The sequence below is a fragment of the Sinorhizobium terangae genome, from assembly GCF_009601505.1.
GTDB classification, from domain to species: domain Bacteria; phylum Pseudomonadota; class Alphaproteobacteria; order Rhizobiales; family Rhizobiaceae; genus Sinorhizobium; species Sinorhizobium terangae.
Window position 1 is genome coordinate 49131 of the sequence record NZ_WITC01000061.1, and the last position, 22310, is coordinate 71440.

Here is a 22310-nt window from a genome sequence, read left to right on the forward strand (position 1 = left end):
TGCGGCTATGAGGGGCCGACCACTCACCGCCGACCGGCAGAGGCGGAGATTTGCGCCGCCGACCGGGGAACGGAGCCGATCTCGTCCTCGAAAAGCTCGGGCATCAGATCGGCAAGCCGGACCAGCTTGCCCGTGCGCGAGCTCTGGAGTGCCGCGATGCCGCAGAGGACCGACATCGCCCCGGCGCGCGCGCCTGCCCGCTGCCCCAACGGGTCCGTCGCGCCCGGCTTGAAAAGCATGTTCCGCAGGCGGTCGTCGCCGCCATAGTGCCCGCCGGACGAATGGGGCACGGCGATGCGCTCGACTCCCGGGCGCCCTTTCGGGAAATTGCGGACAAGCAGAATGACGTCTTCCTCCGGCATCTCCCATGGCTGGTCCTCGTACTGTCGAAGTTCGATTCTGCCCTTCGTTCCATTGAAGGCGACGTGGTGCCCCTCGATCGGCTGGAAGGTGTTCAGCGAATAGGAGACGTGGACATTGTTGCGGTAGCGTATGTTCGCGACCATCGTGTCGGGAATATCGATGTCCTCGCGGAAGACGCAGCCGTCGCGGAAATAGCCGTCGATCTCGGAGGGGTCCTCGTAGAGCGCGTCGAGGAACGGATCGGCTTCCAGATCCAGGTAGAAGTCGCATTCATTCTTATGGGGACAGAGCTTGCAGCGCGGCGCGCGGAAGGGACCCTTGCGCCCGTACATCTGCAGGTCGGCGAAGGCCGTGACGGCATCCGGATCACTGTCGAGATACCAGTTCAACAGATCGAAATGATGGGTCGCCTTGTGCACGAATAGGCTGCCGGACTTTTCCGTATAAGCGTGCCAGCGGCGAAAATAGTCGGCGCCGTGTCTGGTATCGAGGTACCAATGAAAGTCGACGGAAGTCACCCGGCCGATTTCGCCCGAATTCAACAGTTCCTTGATGCGCGCCGCAGTCGGCGCAAAGCGGTAGTTGAAGGAGACGTCCACCCGCCGGCCGGTGCGCTTCTCGGCGTCCAGAATGCGGCGGATCTTTTCGACGGTGGTTGACATCGGCTTTTCGGTGATGACATCGGCGCCGGCCTCAAGCGCGCGGACGACGATATCGTCATGGGTGCTATCCGGTGTGCAGACGATCACGAGATCGGGCCGCGCTTCGGCAAGCATCATGTCGACATTGCCGTAGATGGGCGCATTGGTGGCAATCATCGTGCGGGCGCGTTCGGCTCTGAGCGCATTCGTGTCGGCTATGGCGATGAGATCCACCTGGCCGCGCCAACCGGCGAGCAGATCCTTGCCCCACATCGTGGTGCCGCGGTTGCCGGTTCCGACCAGCGCAAAACGACGTTTGTTATCCATCTTCCTCACGCAATCCTGTCTGGAGTGAAGCCGCGCGACCGGCGGCAATGACTATTACAACATGTAAACTCAACATACATGCTAGTGGCTGAAATCCGCGAGCGTCAAGGTATTTCCCACCCGCTCTTGTCAACAACTTGTAAGAACCATGATCGAGCAACCCATCTCAGCAGCAGCTTCGATAGCGCTCCACGCAAGTTGCGATCACCTCCTCGGCCGGCCGCTTCCACCAGTTCTCGGCCGAGAAGATTTCGACCTCCTGCGCCCCATAGAAGCCCGCTGCCTCGATCCGGCGCCGGATTCCCTTCAAATCGATGACGCCATCGCCCATCATGCCGCGATCCGTCAGCATGTCCCTGGTCGGGACCAGCCAATCGCAGATGTGATGGGCGAGGATCGCCTTCTTTTCACCCGCCCGCGCGATCTGGTTGGCGAGATCAGGGTCCCACCAGACATGATAGACGTCGATCGCGACGCCGACGCCGGGGCCGAGCGCCTCGCACATGTCGAGCGCCTGGCCGAGCGTGTTCACGCAGGCCCGGTCGGCGGCATACATCGGATGCAGGGGCTCGATCGCAAGCGGCACGCTGGCAGCGCGCGCATGCCGCAGCACCGTGGCAATGCCGTCCTCGACCATCCGGCGGGCCGCATCGATATTCTTCGAGCCTCCCGGCAGACCGCCGACGACCAGAACCAGGCAATCGGCACCGAGCGCCGCCGCCTCGTCGATCGCGCGCCTGTTGTCGTCGATGGCCTTCTCGCGGCCCGCTGCGTCTGCCGCCGGGAAGAAACCGCCACGGCAGAGGCCGGTGAGCTTCAGCCCGTTGGACTTGACGATGCGGACCGCCTCATCGAGCCCGACCGCCGCCACCTGATCCCGCCAGGGAGCGATCGCCGTGATGCCGTATTTCAGGCAGAGGTCCACGGCCTCCGCAAAGCCGCATTGCTCGCGGATCGTCGCGAGATTGATGGAAAGCCCCTCGACCTGCATGTTGTCCTCCTCCCACATTCGTTTTGTGCATTGGGCGAGATGCACTAGCTCGCCGTCATCGACGTCCAGTCCGGCTCGACTGATGAGCCAAGGCCGATCGCTCTCAAGGCAGTTTCAAAAGTGAGCTCGCCCCCCTTGATGGCGAGCCGCGCCCGCCCGGATGCCCCGTCGTAAAGATCGCCATGCGCGGCCAGATAGGACGCCTGCTCGCCCGCCGGGGCCTGCGCCATGCCGTCAACATAGTGGTGGCCGTTGCGTTCGACATGGCCGGCGCCGACAAGCGCCGCCAGAACGAGGTCCTGCTGGAGCGCCAGGCCCGATTGTGTCGTCAGGTCCTCGGCGGACATGAAATAGTGGGAAGCACCCGCCTCGCGGTTCCATTTCTCGACGCGTGCGCGGTTGATCAGAGCCCGGTAGAAACCCTTGCAGGATTTCGAGGAGATGCCGGCATAGCCGAGTTCGCGGGCGCGCGGAAACGCGCCGATATCGCCGTCGGACTCGTCGATTTCGAGCGCCATGCGCTGCGCGAGCCTCGCGACCGATTTCGACAGCGCCTCAGCACGCGCGATCGGCTGTTCGAAGAAGAGAATGGACCGGCGCAGCCGCGCGAGGCGCGGCTCCTTCTGCAGGCAATCGAGAAGGTCGGCCGCCGCATCGGCGCTTTCGAACTGTTCGTTGCCATCGAGCGTCGCGCGATAGCGGTCAGCCATGCGATCGAGCACTGCGGCGATGGCTATCAGGCGCTCGAGGACTTCGGTGGGGCGTCCGGAAACCTTGATCTTGAAATAACGGTGACCGTAGGCGGCAATCACCTCTTCAAGCGTCTGCGGCAGGCCGTCCTCGAGCCGCTGCTCCGGCGCGAGCTCGGCGGCCGTCAGCGCATCGGCGAGCCCGATCGTATGGCGTACGGCAAGCCGCGGCGAAAGCTCCAGTTGTAAGAAAAAGTCTTTGAAATCAAAGCCAGCAAGGTCCGGTGCAGTGACATCGGTGATGCCGAGCAGGTCGCGCCGGACGGCGTCGACTGCGCTCACGCCTTTCATTCGGCACAGCGCATCGATGATGGCACGATCGATGAGCGCCAGCCCGTAAGACGCCACGAGCGGCGGGAGGCCTCGGCCCGCAGCCGCCCGGTGATGATCGGCCTCAGCGCGGGCATGCAGCCCGAAGGGCGTCGCCGCCCCCGTCGCCCGCAAGCCTTCGATCGCCAGATGCAGCGACGCGCGAAGTTGCGCAATGTTGTCATCCGGCGAAAGGGCGGGATTCTTGTCGAACCATTTCGGCATCATCATCTCGGCCGACCAACCGGTCGCCTCCTGGCCGCCTTCGTCCGCGATCTTCACCCGGACGAAGGCCTGCGGCGCGCTCTCGACGCGCGCCGCCCCGAACCGGAAGGGAAAGCGGAAGCCAACTTGCCGCTCGAAGATGTCCGCCTCTATGAGCCTGACGATGGGAGCCTCGGTCATGGCGGCCTCAGTCGATGCCGTGGACAGCAAGGACACGCCGCATGCGCGAGACCGCCAGTTCCGGATCGGCAAGGGCGCCGGCCCTGTCCGCCAGACGGAAGAGTTCGGCGATATGGGCAAGCGAGCGCGCGCTCTGTTGTCCGCCGATCATCACGAAATGATCCTGCAGGCCGTTCAGATAGGCGAGAAAGACGACGCCGGTCTTGTAGAAGCGCGTTGGTGCCTTGAAGATGTGGCGCGACAGCGGCACGGTCGGCTCGAGCAGCTCAAAGAACTCCCCGTTCCGCCCCTCGCCGAGCGCCTCAAGCGCCGCCGACGCCACCGGCGCGATCGCATCGAAGATGCCGAGCAGCGCGTCGGAGTATCCTCTTTCATCGCCGGCGATGAGTTCGGCATAGTTGAAGTCGTCGCCGGTATACATGCGCACGCCTTTCGGAAGCCGGCGCCGCATTGCGATTTCTTTTTCCTTAGAGAGGAGCGATATCTTGATCCCGTCGACCTTCTCGGCATGCGCCTCGATGACCGCAAGTGAGGTCTTCATCGCCTCCATGTGGTCGCCGTTGCCCCAATAGCCTTCGAGTGCCGGGTCGAACATCTCGCCGAGCCAATGGATGATCACCGGGTCCTTCACCTGCGAAAGGATGCGATCGTAGACGCGGATATAGTCTTCCGGCCCTTTCGCCGCTGCCGCGAGCGCCCGGCTCGCCATCAGGATGATCCGCCCACCTTCCGCTTCGATCGCTTCGATCTGGCTCTCATAGGCCTTGAGAATATCGTCGATCGAGACATCGGGGCCTGGCGCCAGGTGATCTGTGCCGGCACCGCAGGCGATCAGCGCGCCGGAGCGCCCGCGCGCCTCGGCAAGCGCACGGCGGATGAGCTCGCGCGCTTCCGGCCAACCGAGGCCCATGCCGCGCTGCGCCGTGTCCATCGCTTCGGCGACGCCAAGGCCCAGATCCCAGAGCCGGTGGCGGAAGGCGAGCGTGCGCTCCCAATCGATCGCCGGCGTCAGCCACGGATCATTGTCCGCGAGCGGGTCGGCGACGACGTGCGCCGCCGCAAAGGCAACTCTGGAAAACGCTGCCGCCTCGCGCTGCTTGAGCGGGACCGGCCGGCCCGTCAGTTCGTAACGGGCGAGCCGGCCTTCCCGGGGGAGATCGATGCTGACCATGGCTCAGAACTCCAATGCCGGGACATCGAGCCAGCGGCGCTCGGCCCAGGATTTCAGCCCCAGCTCGGCAAGCTGCACGCCCTTGGCGCCGGCCTCCAGTCCGTAGGGCCAGGGGCTGTCGTCGGCAACATGGCGCAGGAACATTTCCCACTGCGCCTTGAAGCCGTTGTCGAAGACCTGCGTGTCCGGCACCTCGTCCCAGGTCTTGTAGAAATCGATGGTCTGCGGCTGATCCGGGTTCCAGACCGGCTTTGGTGTGTTGACGCGGTGTTGGGTCCAGCATTTCGTCAGCCCGGCAACGGCCGAGCCGTGCGTGCCGTCGACCTGGAAGGTCACGAGATCGTCGCGGCGCACCCGCACGGTCCAGGAGGAATTGATCTGCGCAATGATGCCGCCGTCGAGCTCGAAGGTCGCATAGGCCGCATCGTCCGTATCGCAGTCATAGGCCCGGCCCTGCTCGTCGACGCGGATTGGAATGTGGGTGGCGCCGAGGCAGGAGACGGCGCGCACTTCGCCGAAGAGGTTGTCCAGCACGTAGCGCCAGTGGCAGAGCATATCGAGAATGATGCCGCCGCCGTCGCCCTTGCGGTAATTCCATGAGGGACGCTGGGCAGGCACACCCCAATCGCCTTCAAAGACCCAGTAACCGAATTCGCCACGCACCGAAAGGATCTTTCCGAAGAAGCCGGAGTCCCTAAGGAGAGCCAGCTTGCGAAGCCCGGGCAGGAACAGCTTGTCCTGGACGACACCGTGCTTGAGGCCGGAAGCGCGCGCCTTTCGCGCCAGCTTCACTGCCGTCCTGAGATCGTCGGAAATCGGCTTCTCACAATAGACATGCTTGCCGGCGTCGAGCGCCCTGCCTATGAGCTCGGCGCGCATCAGCGTCGTACCGGCATCGAAAAAGATCTGGTCGTTCGGATCGGCAAGCGCGGCATCGAGATCGGTCGACCAGCGAGCGATGTTATGACGTTTCGCCAGTTGCTCCATCTTATCGCGGTTGCGGCCGACGATGATCGGGTCGATCTCCAGCCGTTCGCCGGACCTGAGCGTGATCCCGCCCTGATCGCGAATGGCCAGTATCGAGCGCACCAGGTGCTGGTTGTAGCCCATCCGGCCCGTGACGCCGTGCAATATGATCCCCAAACGTGGCATGCGGTCTCCTCCCTGCCGGGCCTCGTGGGAGCGGACCAGCCCTCCCAAGCCAGTAACTAAACAGTTACTTTGTGGCAGACAAAAAGCGTACCTGTCAACAAAAAAAACGACATGTCGAAGATTCAGCGCCTGATCGAAGCCAAAGTCACATGAACGATGTGGCGCTCCCAGCCCTCGAGATTGTCTCTTTCCGCGAGATCACGGCCGAAGATCGTTGAGAGCGTGTACTGGTTCGAGAGGTAGAAATAGCCGAGTGCGGCCATCGTCAGATAGAGGTGCAACGGGTCGACATCCTCCCGGAAGAGGCCCTTTGCCCTGCCTCGCTCGAGCAGGTCGGAAAGCTTGCCCATGAGTTGCGAATGCAGCTCCTTGAGCCGGGTCGATTGACGCAGCCAGCGGGCGCGATGAAGGTTCTCGGTGCCAAGCAAGCTCAGGAACTCCGGATGCTCAAGGAAGTATCTCCATGTGAACATCGCCAGCTCTGCGATGCCCTGCTCCGGCTCCAAGTCCCTGAGATTGATCGATTTTTCCGCCGTTCTTATGCCGATATAGGCCTCTTCCAGGACCGCGAGATAGAGCTGCTCCTTGTCGCCGAAATAATGATAGAGCATGCGCTTGTTGATGCCGGCGCGTTCGGCGATGGCATCGACGCGCGCGCCGCCCATGCCGTTCTCCGCGAACTCCCTGGTGGCGGCCGCGAGGATGGAGGCACGTGTCCGCTCGGGATCGCGCTGCGCGGAGCGCTCGGCACGCTCGCCGCTTCCATTCCTTCCTCTCGCGCCCGCCTGCCCCTTCTCCATCACATCACCTCCGGCACCTCTTGCCTTCGGCGGCATTCGATGCGAAATCGTAAAGATAATTTACAAGACGATGACAGCATTTCACACAACTGCTTGACACGATCTTTGCTTGCCCCTAGTTTGTAACCAATTAGTTATTTAATGCAAGAGGACTCAACAAGACGACGATGACACGGAGCGTTGTGGAGGCGCTCCCGAGGGAGGAGGAACTAATGACGCATCGCATCAGCAGACGCAGTGTGCTTGCAGGAGGAGCAGCACTTCTTTCATATGCGGCCTTCGCGCCGCGCGCCTTTTCCGAGGAGGCGCGGCTGCGCTTGCTCTGGTGGGGATCGCAGACGCGAGCCGACCGCACCAACAAGGTCAGCGAGCTTTTCAAGGCAGCCAATCCGGGGGTTTCCATCAACGGCGAATTCCTCGGCTGGAGCGACTACTGGCCGCGCCTTGCGACCCAGGTCGCAGGGGGCAACGCGCCCGACATCATCCAGATGGATTACCGCTACATCGTCGAATATGCCCGGCGCGGCGCGCTTGCGCCGCTCGACAGCTATCTCGGCTCGGTGCTCAAGGTCGAGGATTTCGACCAGGTGCAGATCAAGGGCGGCAGCGTCGACGGCAAGCTCTACGGCATCAGTCTCGGCGCCAATTCGACGGCGATGATGGTCAACACGGTCGCCTTCGAGGAAGCCGGCGTCGACCTGCCGACGCCAGCCACCACCTGGGACGAGCTCGCTCGCATGGGTATCGAGATCACCAAGGCCGGCACGCGCAAGGGCTATTACGGCCTTTCGGACGGCAGCGGCGTGGAGCCGCTCCTCGAAAACTGGCTGCGCCAGCGCGGCAAGGCCCTCTTCACCGCGGACGGCAAGATCGCCTATGACGCGAATGACGGGGCCGAATGGTTTGCCATGTGGCAGAAGATGCGCGACGACAAGGCCTGCGTGCCGGCGGATATACAGGCGCTCGACCAGTTCAATATCGAGACGAGTCCTTTGTCGCTCGGAAAGGCGGCGACGTCCTATGCCCATTCCAACCAGCTCGTCGGCTATCAGGCGATCAACAAAGACAAGATCGTGCTGAGGAGCCATGCGCTGATCGGCAAGGATGCCAAGGGCGGCCATTACCGCAAGCCATCGATGTTCTTCTCGGTGTCGGCCAAGAGCAGCGATCCGGAACTCGGCGCGAAATATGTCAACTTCTTCGTCAAGGATCCGGACGCGGCCAAGGTCCTCGGCGTCGAACGGGGTGTGCCGGAATCGGCGTCCGTGCGCGACGCGCTCGCACCATCGCTCGATGACCTCGGGCGGGCAGCGCTCGAATATGTCTCCGGGCTCGGCGCGCTCGCCGGCGAACTGCCGCCACCGCCGCCGTCCGGCGCCGGCGAGGCGGAGCTGGCCCTGCGCAGGGTCGCCGAGCAGGTAGCCTTCGGCCAGCTCGACGCCAAACAGGGCGGCGAGACGCTGGTAGACGAGGTCACACAGATCCTGTCGCGAGGCTAAGGGGATGGCGGCCGTGCAGGATACCGCTGTCGTCGTCGGTGCGGGCGCCAACGGGCGCCCCGCCGCACAGGGCCGATGGGCCTCCATCTGGGCGAAGCACGGAGCCGGCTACATGTTCCTGTTGCCGTGGCTCATCGGCTTCTTCGGCCTGACGCTCGGGCCTGCGGTCGCTTCGCTCTATCTCTCCTTCACCAGTTTCGACCTGATCCGCGCGCCGGAATGGGTCGGGACCGCCAACTACGTGCGCATCGCGACCGCCGATCCGAAATTCGCTGCCGCGATCCATGTGACTTTCCTCTATGTCGTGCTTTCGGTTCCCTTCAAGCTCGCCTTCGCGCTGCTCGTCGCCATCCTTCTCAATCGCGGCGTCCGGGGACTGACCGTCTATCGCGCGATCTTCTATTTGCCGTCGCTGCTCGGCGGCAGCGTCGCCATCGCCGTGCTCTGGCGCCAGCTCTTTGCCGGCGACGGCCTCATCAACAGCCTGCTTGCCCAATTCGGCATCGAGGGCCCGAGCTGGATCTCGCATCCGAATTATTCGATCTGGACCCTCGTCGTGCTGAGCGTCTGGCAGTTCGGCTCGCCGATGATCATCTTCCTTGCCGGCCTTCGCCAGATTCCGACCGACATGTATGAGGCTGCGAGCCTCGACGGCGCATCGAAGTTCCGGCAGTTCTACAAGATCACGCTGCCGCTTTTGACCCCGGTCATCTTCTTTAATGCGGTGGTGCAGACGATCGATGCCTTCAAGGCCTTCACCCCGGCCTTCATCATTTCCGGCGGCACCGGCGGACCGATCAACTCGACGCTCTTCTATACGCTCTATCTCTATCAGGAAGCCTTCGGCAATTTCCGCATGGGCTATGCCTCGGCGCTCGCCTGGATCCTGGTGCTGATCATCGCGCTCTTCACTGCCTTTTCGTTCCTCACCTCTCGCTACTGGGTGCACTACGATGACTGATGCGACCATGAGCTCCGTAACCGCCCCACCATCGGTACCGCTCGGCCGCCGCGGCCCCTTGGGATCGGTTCTCGTCCACGGCGGCCTGGTCGCCGCGTCGATCGCGATGCTCTATCCGCTCTTGTGGATGATTTCCGCATCGGTAAGGCCGGAGGACGAGATCTTCGCCTCGACCTCGCTCTGGCCGTCGTCGATCGACTTCGCTTCCTATTTGCGCGGCTGGTTCGGCCTCGACGTCAGCTTCGGCCGTTTCTTCTGGAATTCACTCGTCGTGTCCGTGCTGACGGTGATCGGCAATGTCGTCGCCTGTTCGCTCGCGGCCTACGCCTTCGCGCGCCTTCGCTTCGCCGGGCGCAATTTCTGGTTCGCGATCATGCTGGGGACGCTGATGATCCCCTATCACGTGACGCTCATCCCCCAATATGTGCTCTTCCTCAATCTCGGCTGGGTGAATACCTTCCTGCCGCTCGTGGTGCCGAAATTCCTGGCGAGCGACGCCTTCTTCATCTTCCTGATGGTCCAATTCTTCCGCGGCATCCCGCGCGAACTCGACGAGGCTGCGATGATGGACGGCTGCGGCCCCTGGCGCATCTACTGGAAGATCATGCTGCCGCTCTCCCTGCCGGTGCTGGCAACCGCCGCGATCTTCTCCTTCATCTGGACCTGGGACGATTTCTTCGGACCGCTGATCTACCTCAACGACATGAACACCTACACGATCCAGCTGGGCCTCCGGACCTTCGTCGACTCAAGCAGCACCTCCGACTGGGGTGGACTGTTTGCCATGTCGACGCTGTCGCTCGTGCCGGTGTTCTTCTTCTTCCTGTTCTTCCAACGCCTTCTGATCGAAGGCATCGCCACCACCGGCATGAAGCGCTGATCGCGGGAGCTGGAGATTACCCATGGACGAATTGCGTTTTGCCGCGGTCGGGCTCAACCACAACCATATCTACGGCCAGGTCAATTGCCTTTTGAGAGCCGGCGCCCGCCTCGTCGGCTTCCACGAACCGGACGACGCATTGGCCGCGGAGTTCTCGGCCACGTACAAGGATGTGCCGCGTATCGCGACACTCGACCGGATCCTCGAGGACGAGAGCATCGGCCTTGTCACCTCGGCTGCGGTCTCTGCCGAGCGGGCGGAGGTGGCGATCCGCGCCATGCGCCACGGCAAGGACGTGCTCGTTGACAAGCCGGGGATGACGAGCCTCGACCAGCTCGCCAGGGTGCGCCGGGTCCAGGCCGAAACGGGGCGCATCTTCTCGATCCTCTATTCCGAGCATTTCGAGAGCCCGGCGACGGTGAAAGCCGGCGAACTGGTCGCCGCCGGTGCCATCGGCGAGGTCGTGCACATGGTCGGCCTCGGGCCGCATCAGCTGCGCAAGGAAAGCCGCCCCGGCTGGTTCTTCCGCCGCTCGGATTACGGCGGCATCTTGACCGACATCGCGTCGCACCAGTGCGAGCAGTTCCTCTTCTTCGCCGGCGCCGCCGATGCCACCATTCTCTCGGCGAGCGTCGACAACCGGAGCGTTCCCGAGAGCCCGGAACTGCAGGACACGGGCAACATCCATCTTTCGACGGGCCGGGCCACCGGAATGATCCATGTCAACTGGCTCACCCCGGACGGTATGCCGACCTGGGGCGACGGCCGACTTTTCATCGTCGGCACGACCGGCACGATCGAGGTGCGCAAGACGGTCGATCTCGCCGGGCGCGCAGGAGGCAACCACCTGTTTCTTGCCGATCGCGGCGGCGTCGAACACATCGATTGCTCGGACGTCGACCTTCCCTTCGGCCGTCAGCTCCTCGCCGACATTCGCGACAGAACCGAAACCGCCATGCCGCAGGAACGCTGCTTCAAGGCCATGGAGCTTGCCCTTTCAGCGCAAGCGATCGCCGAACGTAAGGAAAAGAACTGATATGAGCGTAAAGACAGTTGCCATCATCGGCTGCGGGATCGGGCGGTCGCACATTATCGAAGGCTATCTGCCGCATCCGGACAAGTTCCGGGTGACCGCGCTCTGCGACCTCAACGTGGAACGGCTGAACGAAGTCGGCAACGAGTTCGGCATCGAGAAGCGCACGACCTCGTTCAAGGAACTGCTTGCCGACGACAGCATCGATATCATCGATATCTGCACCCCGCCCGGGATTCACCTCGAACAGGTGCTCGACGCGCTGGCGTCCGGCAAGCACGTGATCTGTGAGAAGCCACTCACCGGTTCGCTCAAGGGCGTCGACCGGATCATGGAGGCGGAGAAAGAGGCCAAGGGCGTGCTGATGCCGATCTTCCAGTATCGCTACGGCGACGGCATCGAGAAGGCGAAGCGCATCATCGAGGCCGGCATTGCCGGCAAACCCTATGTGGGCTCGGTCGAAACATTCTGGCTGCGCACGCCGGAATATTACTCCGTTCCCTGGCGCGGGAAATGGGAGACGGAGCTTGGCGGCGTGCTTGTGACCCACGCCCTGCACCTGCACGACATGATGCTTCACCTCCTCGGCCCTGTCGCACGAGTGTTCGGGCGCGTCGCAACGCGCGTCAACGATATCGAGGTCGAGGACTGCGCCTCGGCAAGCCTGCTCATGGAGAACGGCGCCTTCGTTTCGCTCTCCTGCACGCTCGGCTCGCAGGAGCAGATCAGCCGTCTTCGCCTGCACTTCGAGAATGTCACCTTCGAAAGCAGCCACGAGCCCTATGCTCCCGGAAAGGATCCCTGGAAGATCATTGCTGCCAACGAGATCGTGCAGGCTGAGATCGACGAAGTGATCGGCGACTGGCGTCCCGTCTCGCCGCGTTTCACCACGCAAATGGCCCATTTCCACGCCTTTCTCAGCGGCGACGGACCGCTCCCCGTCACCACCAGGGATGCACGGCAGGCATTGGAACTGGTGACGGCGATCTATCAGTCCGCCGACACAGGTCGCGAGATAACGCTTCCGATCGGACCGGAGAGTCCGAAATATGCCAATTGGCGCGCGAACACGCGGTAACGGCAAAGGCCGCAGGGAGGAATTCGAAATGGCAACCAGCGTCGTTCTTCAGAAAGTCGAGAAGCGCTATGGCGCGCTCGATGTGATCCACGGCATCGACCTGACCATCGATCCCGGCGAGTTTGCCGTCTTCGTCGGCCCGTCCGGTTGCGGCAAGTCGACCCTGCTGCGCATGATCGCCGGTCTGGAGGAGATTACCGGCGGCACGCTGATGCTCGACAACGACCGGATGAACGAGGTGGCGCCGGCCAAGCGCGGTATCGCCATGGTGTTCCAGTCCTATGCGCTCTATCCGCATATGTCGGTCTACAAGAATCTCGCCTTCGGCCTCGAGACGGCAGGCTACAGAAAAACGGAGATCGAGCCGAAAGTGCGTCGTGCCGCCGAGATCCTGCAGATCGAGAAGCTGCTCGACCGCAAGCCGAAGGCGCTCTCCGGCGGCCAGCGCCAGCGCGTCGCGATCGGCCGGGCGATCGTGCGCGAACCGCGCATCTTCCTCTTCGACGAACCGCTTTCCAACCTCGATGCGGAACTCCGCGTGCAGATGCGCGTCGAAATCTCGCGGCTTCATCGTGATCTCGGCAACACGATGATCTACGTGACCCACGATCAGGTGGAGGCCATGACCATGGCCGACAAGATCGTCGTCCTGAACTCCGGACGGATCGAGCAGGTGGGCGCACCGCTCGATCTCTACAACAACCCCGTCAACCGCTTCGTCGCCGGATTCATCGGCAGCCCGAAAATGAACTTCCTCAAGGCGCGCATCGCTGCCGTCGGCGAAGCGGAAACCGCGATCCAGGTTTGCGGCGGCACGATCCGCCTGCCGTGTGTCTTGGATGGCGCAGCGCCGGGACAGGACGTAACCTTCGGCATCCGGCCGGAACATCTTTCCGCGCACGACGATGGCATCGCGCTCGCCCCGATCAATGTCGAGCTGGTTGAAAACCTCGGCGGCGAAACCATGCTCTACGGCATCACCCCTGACAGTCAGCACGTCACGGTCGCGCTCGAGGGCCAGCAGAAGGTGGAGCGCGGCACCAATCTCGCCGTCCACTTCGATCCTTCGCGCTGTCACGTCTTCGGCGCCGACGGCAAGGCGATGTAAGCGCGGCACCGGCTCGCGCCGTGGGACGAAACGGCGGAAGGGGTCGCTCCGCTGTTTACCGCTTGCTCATGGGCCAATGTGGGGCCATGCTATGGCGGCATACCCTGGCTGTAAGGCCGAACGCCATTTCGCCCTGGGACGCCAGCTCGACCTCGAAGCACTTGCAGTGCTGCCTTTTCTCGACTGCCCCGGGGAAGGAGGTTGCCTATGTCTGCGCCCTATACCGACCATCCGTTGCAACCGGGCGACCGGGCGCCAAACATCGTGCTGGATGCCATCTCGCGCGAGGGAAAAATCGCACTTGATGATTTTCGCGGCCGCAGCCCGTTGTTGATCGGCTTGTTTCGAGGCCTGCTCTGTCCATTCTGCCGGCGCCATGTCGCGGCGATGGCACAGCTCAACCCGGCACTGCGTGAGAAAGGCGTGAACTCTCTAGCGGTGGTAAACACCCCGGTCGAACGCGCGCGACTCTATTTCCGTTATCATCCGATACCCGGCCTTCTTGCTGCATCCGATCCGGAGCGAGCTTCACACCGCGCCTTCGGCTTACCTCTCCTCGAGTTCACGGAAAATGAGACCGACTGGCCATACAAGGTCGGAATGGATGTGGTCACGACAATGCGGGTCGATCGGCCCGGGGAGTTGCCTGAACCGATGAATCCGGACGCAGCAGGCGACCTTCTTAACACGAGGGATGGGTACGAAATTACAGACGCCGATCAGGAGGTGAGGATTCCCGGGCACATGCAGCTCGTCGGTCATTTCCTGCTCGATCGAGAAGGTGTCGTGCGCTGGAGCTTTACGGAAGTTGAAGACGAAGGCCAGAATGTGTGCCGGGCGCTCAATCCCGAAGAGTTGATGTCGGCAGCTTCCGAAGTCGTCCCTTAACAGCGAAAACGGGGTCAGTAACTACTCCGGCAGTGATTCCACAGGGGTACTCAAGCGCGTCGGCCGAAGTCCGCCTGCCTGCGGAAAAGCACGCACCGATAAGAAATTTCTGTCCTCATGTCACACTCGCAGATCCTGTCTCGTCATGGTGTCGGAACCAACAGAAGGAAACTGAACCATGACTCCCAAACTCGACCCGTTCGCCGCTGCGCCGTCGCTGATGAAGAACTGGATGGGCACGACGGTTGCCGTCACCGCCAGCCTGGAGCCGAGCCTCATCGAACTGGTGAAGATCCGCGCCTCGCAGATCAACGGCTGCGCCAACTGCATCAACATGCATACGGTGGAAGCGCGGGCAAAAGGCGAGACGGAGCAGCGTATCTACCTGCTGTCGGCCTGGCGTGAAGCCCCCTGCTATTCCGATCGCGAGCGCGCCGCGCTAGGCTGGACCGAAGCACTGACGCGGTTGTCAGAGGGTCATACGTACGAAAGCGCCTATGACGCCCTGAAGGCTCAGTTCACCGAGGAGGAGCAGGTGAAGCTCACGCTCATGATCAATGTCATCAACGGGTGGAACCGCCTTGCGGTTGGCTTCAGCTTATGGGCCGATCCGGCCGCGGCCAAGGTCGCCGCCGAGGCGGCCGCCTGATGACGGACACCCGTCACGAGGACGCAGCGGCGGAATTCGATCCGCTGCGTCCGAGGCTCATGCGCGTCGCCTATCGCATGCTCGGCTCCGTCGCCGACGCGGAAGATATGGTGCAGGAGGCCTTCATCCGCTGGATGGGGGCCGATCGCTCGGCGGTGCGCGAGCCCGAGGCGTTCTTGCGCCGTACGGTGACGCGGCTCTGCCTTGATCAGCTCAAGTCGGCAAGACGCCAGCGCGAGACCTATATCGGTCCCTGGCTTCCCGACCCGGTCGTGGAAGAGGAGCAGGAGGAAGACGTCACTCTGCCCCTGATGCTTGCCCTGGAACGCCTATCTCCACTCGAGCGGGCGGCCTTCCTGCTGCATGACGTTTTTGGGCTGGGATTCGAGGAAGTCGCGGCGACCATCCAGCGCGACCCGGCTGCCTGTCGCCAGCTCGCCAGCCGCGCGCGCACCCATGTCCGCGAGGCGCGGCCTCGCTTCCAGATCGAGAAACAGAAAAGCCTCGAGATCGCTGAAGCCTTCTTCACGGCCTCGCGCAGCGGCGACATGAAGGCGCTCGGTGCGATGCTGGCGGCCGACGTCAGCGTCCATGCCGACGGCGGCGGCAAGCGTCCGGCAGCGATGAAGGCGATCTTCGGATTCGATGCCGTGATGAAGGTTCACCAGAGTTTGGCGGTCCTGTTTCAGAAGCACGGCTCGAAACTCGTGCATGCCGGCTTCATCAACGGACTGCCCGGTTTCGTCACGCTGGAAGGCGATGGCGAACTTCAGACGACTGCACTCGATATCGAAGACGGAAAGGTTACCGCGATCTATGTCGTGCGGAACCCCGACAAGCTGAAACACTTGCACTAGGCAAGTCGCGAATCGGACGCGAACTGCTGCATTGACGCTGTCTGCTCGCGCTTGGCAAACGGCAGGTCGAGGTCTACCATGCGCGCAACCTATGGAGACTTCGATGACCTCCAGCTTCAATGTCCATGACGCGGCCGGCTACGAACAGCTTATGGGACGCTGGAGTCAGCGACTTGCGCCGCTATTTATCGAGTTCTCCGGGCTTGCCGACGGCGAAAAGATTGTCGACGTCGGCTGCGGCACCGGCAGCCTCACTTTTGCGCTCGCAAGGACCGCGGATCTCGCACAGATCGCAGCGATCGACTATTCGCCGGTCTTCGTCGCGGAGGCGAGCCGGCGCAACACCGATCCGCGCATAAAGATCCAGGAGGCGGATGCCTGCGCCCTGCCCTTCGCAGATGGGACCTTCGACCGCGCCCTGGCGCTGCTCGTGCTCCATTTCGTGCCCGACGCCGACAAGGCGGTCGCCGAGATGCGCCGCGTCGTGCGGCCGGGCGGCGTTGTCGCGGCGGCTGTGTGGGACCATCTCGGCGGCATGCCCGGCATGCGGATGATGGTCGACACGGTGGCGGCACTCGGCGAAGGCGGTCGCCAGCTCCGCGCGCGCTATTGCTTTCAGCCGATGATGCAGCCGGGCGAAATGAAAAGGACTTTTGTGGAGCAGGGTCTCGTCGACGTTTCGGAAACCCAGCTCATGATCCGCATGGACTACCAGAACTTCGACGACTACTGGGCGCCGATTGCCGCAGGCGAAGGACCGCTCGGTAAATATGTAGCGGCGCTCGGGCCCACAGAACGGGCACGCACCGATGCCGCCCTGCGCGACGCCTACGAGGCCGGCCGGCCGGATGGTCCGAGGTCGTTTGCGAACGTTGCCTGGGCCTGCCGCGGCATCGTTCCCTGAACTTGCGGCCAAAGAGACCTCAAAGCCGGCGGTCATCGAAGCGGTGCACGGCGACGCCCGCGACCGGGCTTCGGGCAGCGAAAATGCCGCCGGCCCGACTGTCCTCAGACGAATCGGCGTGACGCAGGGACGTGACGAGCAGCGTCTTGCGATCCGGTCCGGCGAAGCAGGGCATCGTAGGTGCCGGCACCGGGAAGCGATGCGTCCTGATCAACTCGCCTTCGCTTGAGAAGCAGTTGACGCCGGCCGAAACGCCGGCGCTCCAGTAATTGCCCGCGACGTCGGTTGCCGCTCCATCTGGACGGCCGCTTGCCTCGTCGAGAACGGCGAGCCTGCGCCGTTCGGAAATCGCACCCGTCGCGGGGTCGAATTGCCAACGGTCGATCCAGGGCCCGCGCGAATCCGAATGAAAGAGAACCGAGCCGTCGGCGCTCCAGGCGAGACCATTGGAACAGATGATCTCGCCGACCCTACGCTCCACCGTGCCGTCCGGTATAACGCGGTATAGCGAAGCGACCGGCTGCCGTTTGGCCGCCTCATGCATCGTCTCCACCCAGAACGCTCCGTCGGGCCCAACCTTGCCGTCGTTCAGGCGTGTGTCCGGCCTTTCCGCTTCGATCGAGGCGATCTGCCTGACGATAGCGCCGCTTTCGGGGTCGAACAGAACCACGCGATCCCGTTGCGCGAGCACGAGCCTTCCGGAGTGGGCAAGCCCGACGCAGCAGGCCCCGTGGTCGAAGGTCCATGCGATGTGGCCCGCCCCGGTAAGATCTGCACGATGGAGGGCGCCCTTGCCGATATCGACGAAAAACAGGCAGTTTCGACGGTCGTCGTAGACCGGGCTCTCAGCCACCGTGCAGCGCAAATCCAGCTCGCAGTCAAATGTCAAGTCGAAAGACATGTCTGGAACCATCGTCTGACAGGTTGTCGGATTTGCGAGGGAACGGGCGTCTCTCGCGGCCACAGTTTTTCGAGCATTATCAGCTGATGTTTTCTCTAACATTGCTATTGCCCTTGCTCAACTTGTAAATTAAAAATACAGGAAACCTGGCAAGGAGATTTCCATGAAAACAACCCCCGTTGATGTCGGTGCCCTCAGGTCTTCGGTCCTTTCCGTGCCGCCGCTGGCCCGTCAGGCGAATGGCGAGCCGAGCACGACGGAAAATCGCAGACAAGTCGATTGGCTGCTCTCGGGCGGGGTAACCACCTATCTCTATGGCGGCAACGCCAATCTCTACAATTTCGGCGTGACGGGATTCGGCAGCCTTCTCGATATGCTCGAGGACATTGCCCCGCCGGACGGCTGGATGATCCCCTCGATTGGCGCCGACTTCGGCAAGGCGATGGACCAGGCGACGATCCTGCGGGGGCGAAATTTTCCGACCGCCATGGTGCTCCCCCTCACCTTCCCGACGACTTCGGCGGGCCTGGTCTCGGGATTCGCCAAGCTGGCGGATGCCGCCGGCCGGCCGTTGATCGCCTATGTCAAGAATGACGGTTTCCTTAATGCCGGCGATGTCGCGCGTCTCTTCCGCGATGGCGCGATCGCTGCCTTGAAGTACGCCGTCGTGCGGCCCGAACCCAAAAACGATGCCTATCTTTCCGCCATCCTCGATGCCGTCGGCTCGGGCGAGCGGATCGTCAGCGGTATCGGCGAGCGTCCGGCGATCGATCACGTCGAAATGGGGCTCACCGCCTTCACCTCCGGGTCGGTATGCATCGCTCCGCACCTCTCGACCGCGATCCTGAAGGCGTGCCAATCCGGTGAGTTCGCTGCCGCAAGGACGCTTCGCGAAAGCTTCCTTCCGCTTGAGGATCTGCGCGACGCCCATTCGCCGATCCGCGTCCTGCACGAAGCGGTGAGACTCGCCGGTATCTGCGATACCGGTCCGATCGGGGAATTCCTGTCGAATCTAGACGGCGCCGAACGGCTCGATGCCATCGCCGCGGCAGCGCGCGCGCTCAAGGCGAAGAGCGAAGCCGCGGCCCGCGGGGCCCGGCCACTTTCGGCGAGCGCCTGACATGGTACCGGAGACGGCGCAAGTAAGGCGCCGCGCTCTTCGGCAACTGTCCCTGGAGCGGGATCCGAACAGGCTGCAGTGGCGAAAAGCAAAGACATTGGTGTCGATACCCCCCGCCGACCGCAGTAACGACTTGATCAGACGGCGTATCGCCCTAGAGATCCCCGTGGGATCCGGTGATGCGGGCCCTGGATTCCGTCAGGTGGTAGCGCATGTAGAGCCGCGCGAGCTCGCGGTTCTGGCCGGAAATCGCCGTGAATATCTTGCGGTGCTCTTCGAGAACGCGGCGCCGCCGGTCCTCCGAGCCTTGCCGTGTCAGGCTGAGCGCCATGCGCATCGAGCCGCGCAGAATATCGCCAAGCTCTTCCAGGAGGCGCGGGAAAAGCTCATTGCCCGCTGCCGCGGCAACGGCAAGATGGAAGGCGAAATCCTCCTCCCAGCCCGTCTCGCCGCGGGCGAAAGCGCCCTCGAGCGCCGCGAGCGCCTCACCGATCTGGTTGAGTTGGGCCTTGGTCCGGCGCATCGCGGCCAGTCCCGCACACTCGGTTTCGAGTGCCAGCCGCGGCTCGAAGGCCCTGAGATAGCTGGCGATCTCAGCCGAGGCTGCAAAATCGGTCAGCTTGTTGGAAGGGCGCGACTTGACGAAGGTGCCGATGCCCTGCCGCGAAACCACCAGGCCATCCGCCTGCAGCCGCATCAGCGCCTCGCGAACGACCGGCCTGGAAACCTGGAAGTCGCGGCAGATCCGGGCTTCCGACGGCAATTTCGCCCCCTCGGCCATCTGGCCGCTCGCGATCTGCTCGAGGATCTGGCCGTAGAGAACATCGGCGAGCCGCTCCCGCCGCGCCGGTTTCAGTTTCAACATCACGTCGTCCAAGGGTTCGCCTTCACCTGTCATTTTTCTGAACAGGTGCAATCTAGCCGACCTGCCCGGGAATGCAAAGGAGGTGACCGATGACCGGACGCAAGAAACCGGAAGAATTTCGAAGCTTTCGCTGGTTCGGCGTCAGGGACCTGCGCTCCTTCGGCCACAGGTCCCGGCTTTACCAGATGGGCTATGACAATGCGGAAATCGCCGGCAAGCCCGTCATCGCAATTATCAACACCTGGAGCGACATCAATCCGTGCCACGCGCATCTGCGCACCCGGGCCGAGGAGGTGAAACGCGGCGTGTGGCAGGCGGGCGGCTTCCCGATCGAGCTGCCGGCGATGTCGCTCGCGGAAACCTACGTGAAGCCGACGACCATGCTCTACCGCAACTTCCTCGCGATGGAGGTGGAGGAACTCATCCGGTCGCACCCGGTCGACGGTGTCGTGCTGCTCGCCGGCTGCGACAAGACCACGCCGGCGACGATCATGGGCGCGATCCAGGTCGACCTTCCAACGATCTTCGTGCCGGCTGGGCCGATGCTGCGCGGCAACTATCGCGGCCAGGCTCTCGGTTCGGGCTCCGATGTCTGGAAATACTGGGCGGAAAAGGAGGCCGGGCGCATCACCGAGCACGAATGGGGCGTGATGGAGCGTGGCATCGCCCGTTCCTTCGGCACCTGCATGACCATGGGCACCGCCTCGACGATGACGGCGCTTGCCGACACGCTTGGTCTCTCACTGCCCGGCGCCTCGGGCATCCCGGCCGCCGATGCCGGCCATTCGCGGATTGCGGCGCTTTCCGGCGCGCGCATTGTCGGGATGGTCTTCGAGGATCTGAAGCCTTCGGACATCCTGACGGTCAAGGCGTTTGAAAACGCATTGACTGTGCATATGGCGATGGCCGGCTCGACCAATGCGATGATCCACCTGATTGCCATGGCGCGGCGATGCGGCGTCGACCTGACCTTGGATGATTTCGATCGCATGTCGGAAAAGGTCCCGGTCCTCTGCAATATCCGCCCGACCGGCGAATTCCTGATGGAGGACTTCTATTATGCCGGCGGGCTGCCGGCGCTGTGGAAGCAGCTCAAGCCCTTGCTGCATCTCGAAGAGCGCAATGTCGTCGGCAGCATCGGTGAAGCGATCCGCGAGGTCGAGATCCATCTGCCGGACGTGATCCGGCCGCTCGATAACCCTGTTGCCGCGCGCGGCGGCACGGCGATCCTGAAAGGGAACCTCGCGCCCCAGGGCTGCGTCATGAAACCGGCGGCGGCCGACCCCGCCCTTCTCAAGCATCGCGGACCGGCGCTCGTCTTCGACGACTACGAGACAATGATGGAGGCGGTGAACGACGAGGATCTCGACGTCACCGCCGACACGGTACTGATCCTGCGCAACGCCGGTCCCGTCGGCGGGCCGGGCATGCCGGAATGGGGAATGCTGCCCATCCCGAAGAAGCTTCTGAAACAGGGCGTGCGCGATATGGTGCGCATCTCGGACGCTCGCATGAGCGGTACCAGCTACGGCGCCTGCATCCTGCACGTCGCGCCTGAAGCTTACGTCGGCGGGCCGCTGGCGGCCGTCCGCGATGGCGACATCATCGCCCTCGACGTCGCCTGTCGGACGCTCACGCTGGAGGTCGCCTCGGCGGAAATCGAGCGCCGGCTTTCCGAATGGCGACCGCCGGAGCGCGACTATTCGAGAGGCTTTCTGAAGATGCATGCGGAGCACATCCAGCAGGCCCCCGAAGGCTGCGACTTCACCTTCCTGCAATCTCCCCATAAGCTGCCCGAACCGGAAATCCATTGAGGACAGGTGAACCGGATGACGACGCGACTGTTGGTGACGGGAGCCGGCGGTGCGCTCGGCCGCCATGTCCGGCACGGCTTGAAAGGCAGTGCGAAGGTTCTGCGGCTATCGGATATCGCCGATCTTGGCCCGGCCGACGATGGCGAGGAAGTGGTCCGGTGCGACCTCGCCGACCGGCAGGCCGTCGAGGAACTTGCGCGTGGCTGCGATGCGATCCTGCACCTTGGCGCGATCCCCGTCGAAGCCGATTTCGACGGGCTGCCTCAGGCCAACATCCTCGGCACCTACAATCTGTACGAGGGGGCACGAAAGGCGGGCGTCAGCCGCATCATCTTCGCAAGCACCAATCATGTGACCGGATTCCACCGCATCGGCGAGACGCTTGACCACATGGCTCCCCGTCGGCCGGACAGCCTGTACGGCGTCAGCAAGTGCTTCGGCGAGGATCTTGCCCGGCTTTACTTCGACAAATTCGGCCTGGAGACGGCTTGTCTCAGAATAGGCAGTTGCTTCCCGGAGCCGAAGAACCGGCGCATGCTTTCCACCTGGCTGAGCCCGCGCGATTTCCTGTCGCTGGTGCGCAGGCTGCTCGAGGCTCCAGACCATCGGCTACCTGGTGCTCTACGGCGCCTCGGCGAACCGGGATGCCTGGTGGTCGAACGCGCACGCCGATTTCCTCGGCTGGCAACCGGTGGACAGCAGCGAGCGTTTCCGCGAGGCAATCGAGCGACACGAGCCCGGACCCGCGGATCGCGGCATGTACCAGGGCGGTCGCCTCGCGACGGTCAAGGCGTGCCGGCGATTAGAGGCAGATCGGACTGCGTAAACACCCCCCTCTGCCCGGC

General features: G+C 63.2%; 20 protein-coding genes and 1 pseudogene. 13 read left to right on the forward strand and 8 right to left on the reverse strand.

The window, feature by feature from the left end; all coding sequences use genetic code 11:
• Positions 1-23 precede the first annotated feature (23 nt).
• From GHK62_RS16615 to GHK62_RS16640, 6 genes are all read right to left on the reverse strand, one after another.
• On the reverse strand, positions 24-1331 hold the full coding sequence (locus GHK62_RS16615; RefSeq protein WP_153440261.1) for a Gfo/Idh/MocA family protein: 1308 nt from the start codon (positions 1329-1331) through the stop codon (positions 24-26).
• A gap of 166 nt (positions 1332-1497) precedes the next feature.
• The gene (locus GHK62_RS16620; protein ID WP_153440262.1) at positions 1498-2322 is read right to left on the reverse strand and encodes a sugar phosphate isomerase/epimerase family protein; all 825 of its coding nucleotides are present in this window, start codon (positions 2320-2322) and stop codon (positions 1498-1500) included.
• Between the two features lie 44 nt (positions 2323-2366).
• Complete coding sequence (locus GHK62_RS16625) at positions 2367-3785, reverse strand: enolase-like domain-containing protein (RefSeq protein ID WP_153440263.1); 1419 nt, start codon at positions 3783-3785, stop codon at positions 2367-2369.
• A 7-nt stretch (positions 3786-3792) separates the two neighbouring features.
• Positions 3793-4956 (reverse strand): dihydrodipicolinate synthase family protein, encoded by a 1164-nt coding sequence (locus GHK62_RS16630; protein WP_153440264.1) that lies wholly within the window; start codon positions 4954-4956, stop codon positions 3793-3795.
• A 3-nt stretch (positions 4957-4959) separates the two neighbouring features.
• Entirely contained in the window at positions 4960-6108 is a 1149-nt protein-coding gene (locus tag GHK62_RS16635; protein ID WP_153440265.1) for a Gfo/Idh/MocA family protein, read from the reverse strand.
• A gap of 122 nt (positions 6109-6230) precedes the next feature.
• Complete coding sequence (locus GHK62_RS16640) at positions 6231-6908, reverse strand: TetR/AcrR family transcriptional regulator (RefSeq protein WP_153440266.1); 678 nt, start codon at positions 6906-6908, stop codon at positions 6231-6233.
• A gap of 212 nt (positions 6909-7120) precedes the next feature.
• On the opposite strand from GHK62_RS16640, the gene GHK62_RS16645 reads away from it, so the two are divergent.
• From GHK62_RS16645 to GHK62_RS16690, 10 genes are all read left to right on the forward strand, one after another.
• Positions 7121-8407 carry an ABC transporter substrate-binding protein gene (locus GHK62_RS16645; RefSeq protein ID WP_153440267.1) on the forward strand — a complete coding sequence of 429 codons (1287 nt, stop codon included), beginning with the start codon at positions 7121-7123 and terminating at the stop codon, positions 8405-8407.
• Between the two features lie 4 nt (positions 8408-8411).
• Positions 8412-9368 (forward strand): carbohydrate ABC transporter permease, encoded by a 957-nt coding sequence (locus GHK62_RS16650; RefSeq protein ID WP_153440268.1) that lies wholly within the window; start codon positions 8412-8414, stop codon positions 9366-9368.
• Positions 9361-10248: a carbohydrate ABC transporter permease gene (locus tag GHK62_RS16655; protein ID WP_153440269.1), complete on the forward strand. Its 888-nt coding sequence runs from the start codon at positions 9361-9363 to the stop codon at positions 10246-10248. The genes GHK62_RS16650 and GHK62_RS16655 overlap by 8 nt, the downstream gene beginning before the upstream one ends.
• Positions 10249-10270: 22 nt before the next feature.
• Entirely contained in the window at positions 10271-11284 is a 1014-nt protein-coding gene (locus tag GHK62_RS16660; RefSeq protein WP_153440270.1) for a Gfo/Idh/MocA family protein, read from the forward strand.
• A gap of 1 nt (position 11285) precedes the next feature.
• Complete coding sequence (locus GHK62_RS16665; RefSeq protein WP_153440271.1) at positions 11286-12359, forward strand: Gfo/Idh/MocA family protein; 1074 nt, start codon at positions 11286-11288, stop codon at positions 12357-12359.
• A 28-nt stretch (positions 12360-12387) separates the two neighbouring features.
• Positions 12388-13467 carry an ABC transporter ATP-binding protein gene (locus GHK62_RS16670; protein ID WP_153440272.1) on the forward strand — a complete coding sequence of 360 codons (1080 nt, stop codon included), beginning with the start codon at positions 12388-12390 and terminating at the stop codon, positions 13465-13467.
• A gap of 207 nt (positions 13468-13674) precedes the next feature.
• On the forward strand, positions 13675-14355 hold the full coding sequence (locus GHK62_RS16675) for a redoxin family protein (protein WP_153440273.1): 681 nt from the start codon (positions 13675-13677) through the stop codon (positions 14353-14355).
• A gap of 178 nt (positions 14356-14533) precedes the next feature.
• Entirely contained in the window at positions 14534-15004 is a 471-nt protein-coding gene (locus GHK62_RS16680) for a carboxymuconolactone decarboxylase family protein (protein ID WP_153440274.1), read from the forward strand.
• Positions 15004-15861, forward strand: coding sequence for a sigma-70 family RNA polymerase sigma factor (locus GHK62_RS16685; protein WP_153440275.1), 858 nt, complete (start codon positions 15004-15006; stop codon positions 15859-15861). Before GHK62_RS16680 ends, GHK62_RS16685 begins: the two co-directional genes overlap by 1 nt.
• A gap of 103 nt (positions 15862-15964) precedes the next feature.
• A complete protein-coding gene (locus GHK62_RS16690; RefSeq protein WP_153440276.1) occupies positions 15965-16765 on the forward strand; it encodes a class I SAM-dependent methyltransferase in 801 nt (266 codons plus the stop codon).
• Positions 16766-16784: 19 nt separating this feature from the next.
• Here GHK62_RS16690 and GHK62_RS16695 read toward each other — a convergent pair whose 3' ends face one another.
• On the reverse strand, positions 16785-17666 hold the full coding sequence (locus tag GHK62_RS16695) for an SMP-30/gluconolactonase/LRE family protein (protein WP_153440277.1): 882 nt from the start codon (positions 17664-17666) through the stop codon (positions 16785-16787).
• A gap of 163 nt (positions 17667-17829) precedes the next feature.
• Here GHK62_RS16695 and GHK62_RS16700 point away from each other — a divergent pair, with 163 nt between their 5' ends.
• Complete coding sequence (locus GHK62_RS16700) at positions 17830-18786, forward strand: dihydrodipicolinate synthase family protein (protein ID WP_153440278.1); 957 nt, start codon at positions 17830-17832, stop codon at positions 18784-18786.
• 154 nt (positions 18787-18940) lie between these two features.
• Here the strand turns inward: GHK62_RS16700 and GHK62_RS16705 are convergent, their stop codons facing one another.
• The gene (locus GHK62_RS16705) at positions 18941-19663 is read right to left on the reverse strand and encodes a FadR/GntR family transcriptional regulator (protein ID WP_153440279.1); all 723 of its coding nucleotides are present in this window, start codon (positions 19661-19663) and stop codon (positions 18941-18943) included.
• A 77-nt stretch (positions 19664-19740) separates the two neighbouring features.
• Between GHK62_RS16705 and araD the strand changes: the two genes are divergently transcribed.
• Together araD and GHK62_RS16715 are read left to right on the forward strand one after the other, a co-directional pair.
• The gene (gene araD, locus GHK62_RS16710) at positions 19741-21465 is read left to right on the forward strand and encodes an L-arabinonate dehydratase (RefSeq protein ID WP_153440280.1); all 1725 of its coding nucleotides are present in this window, start codon (positions 19741-19743) and stop codon (positions 21463-21465) included.
• A 15-nt stretch (positions 21466-21480) separates the two neighbouring features.
• A pseudogene (locus GHK62_RS16715) lies at positions 21481-22291 on the forward strand (NAD-dependent epimerase/dehydratase family protein).
• The last annotated feature ends 19 nt before the right edge of the window (positions 22292-22310 follow it).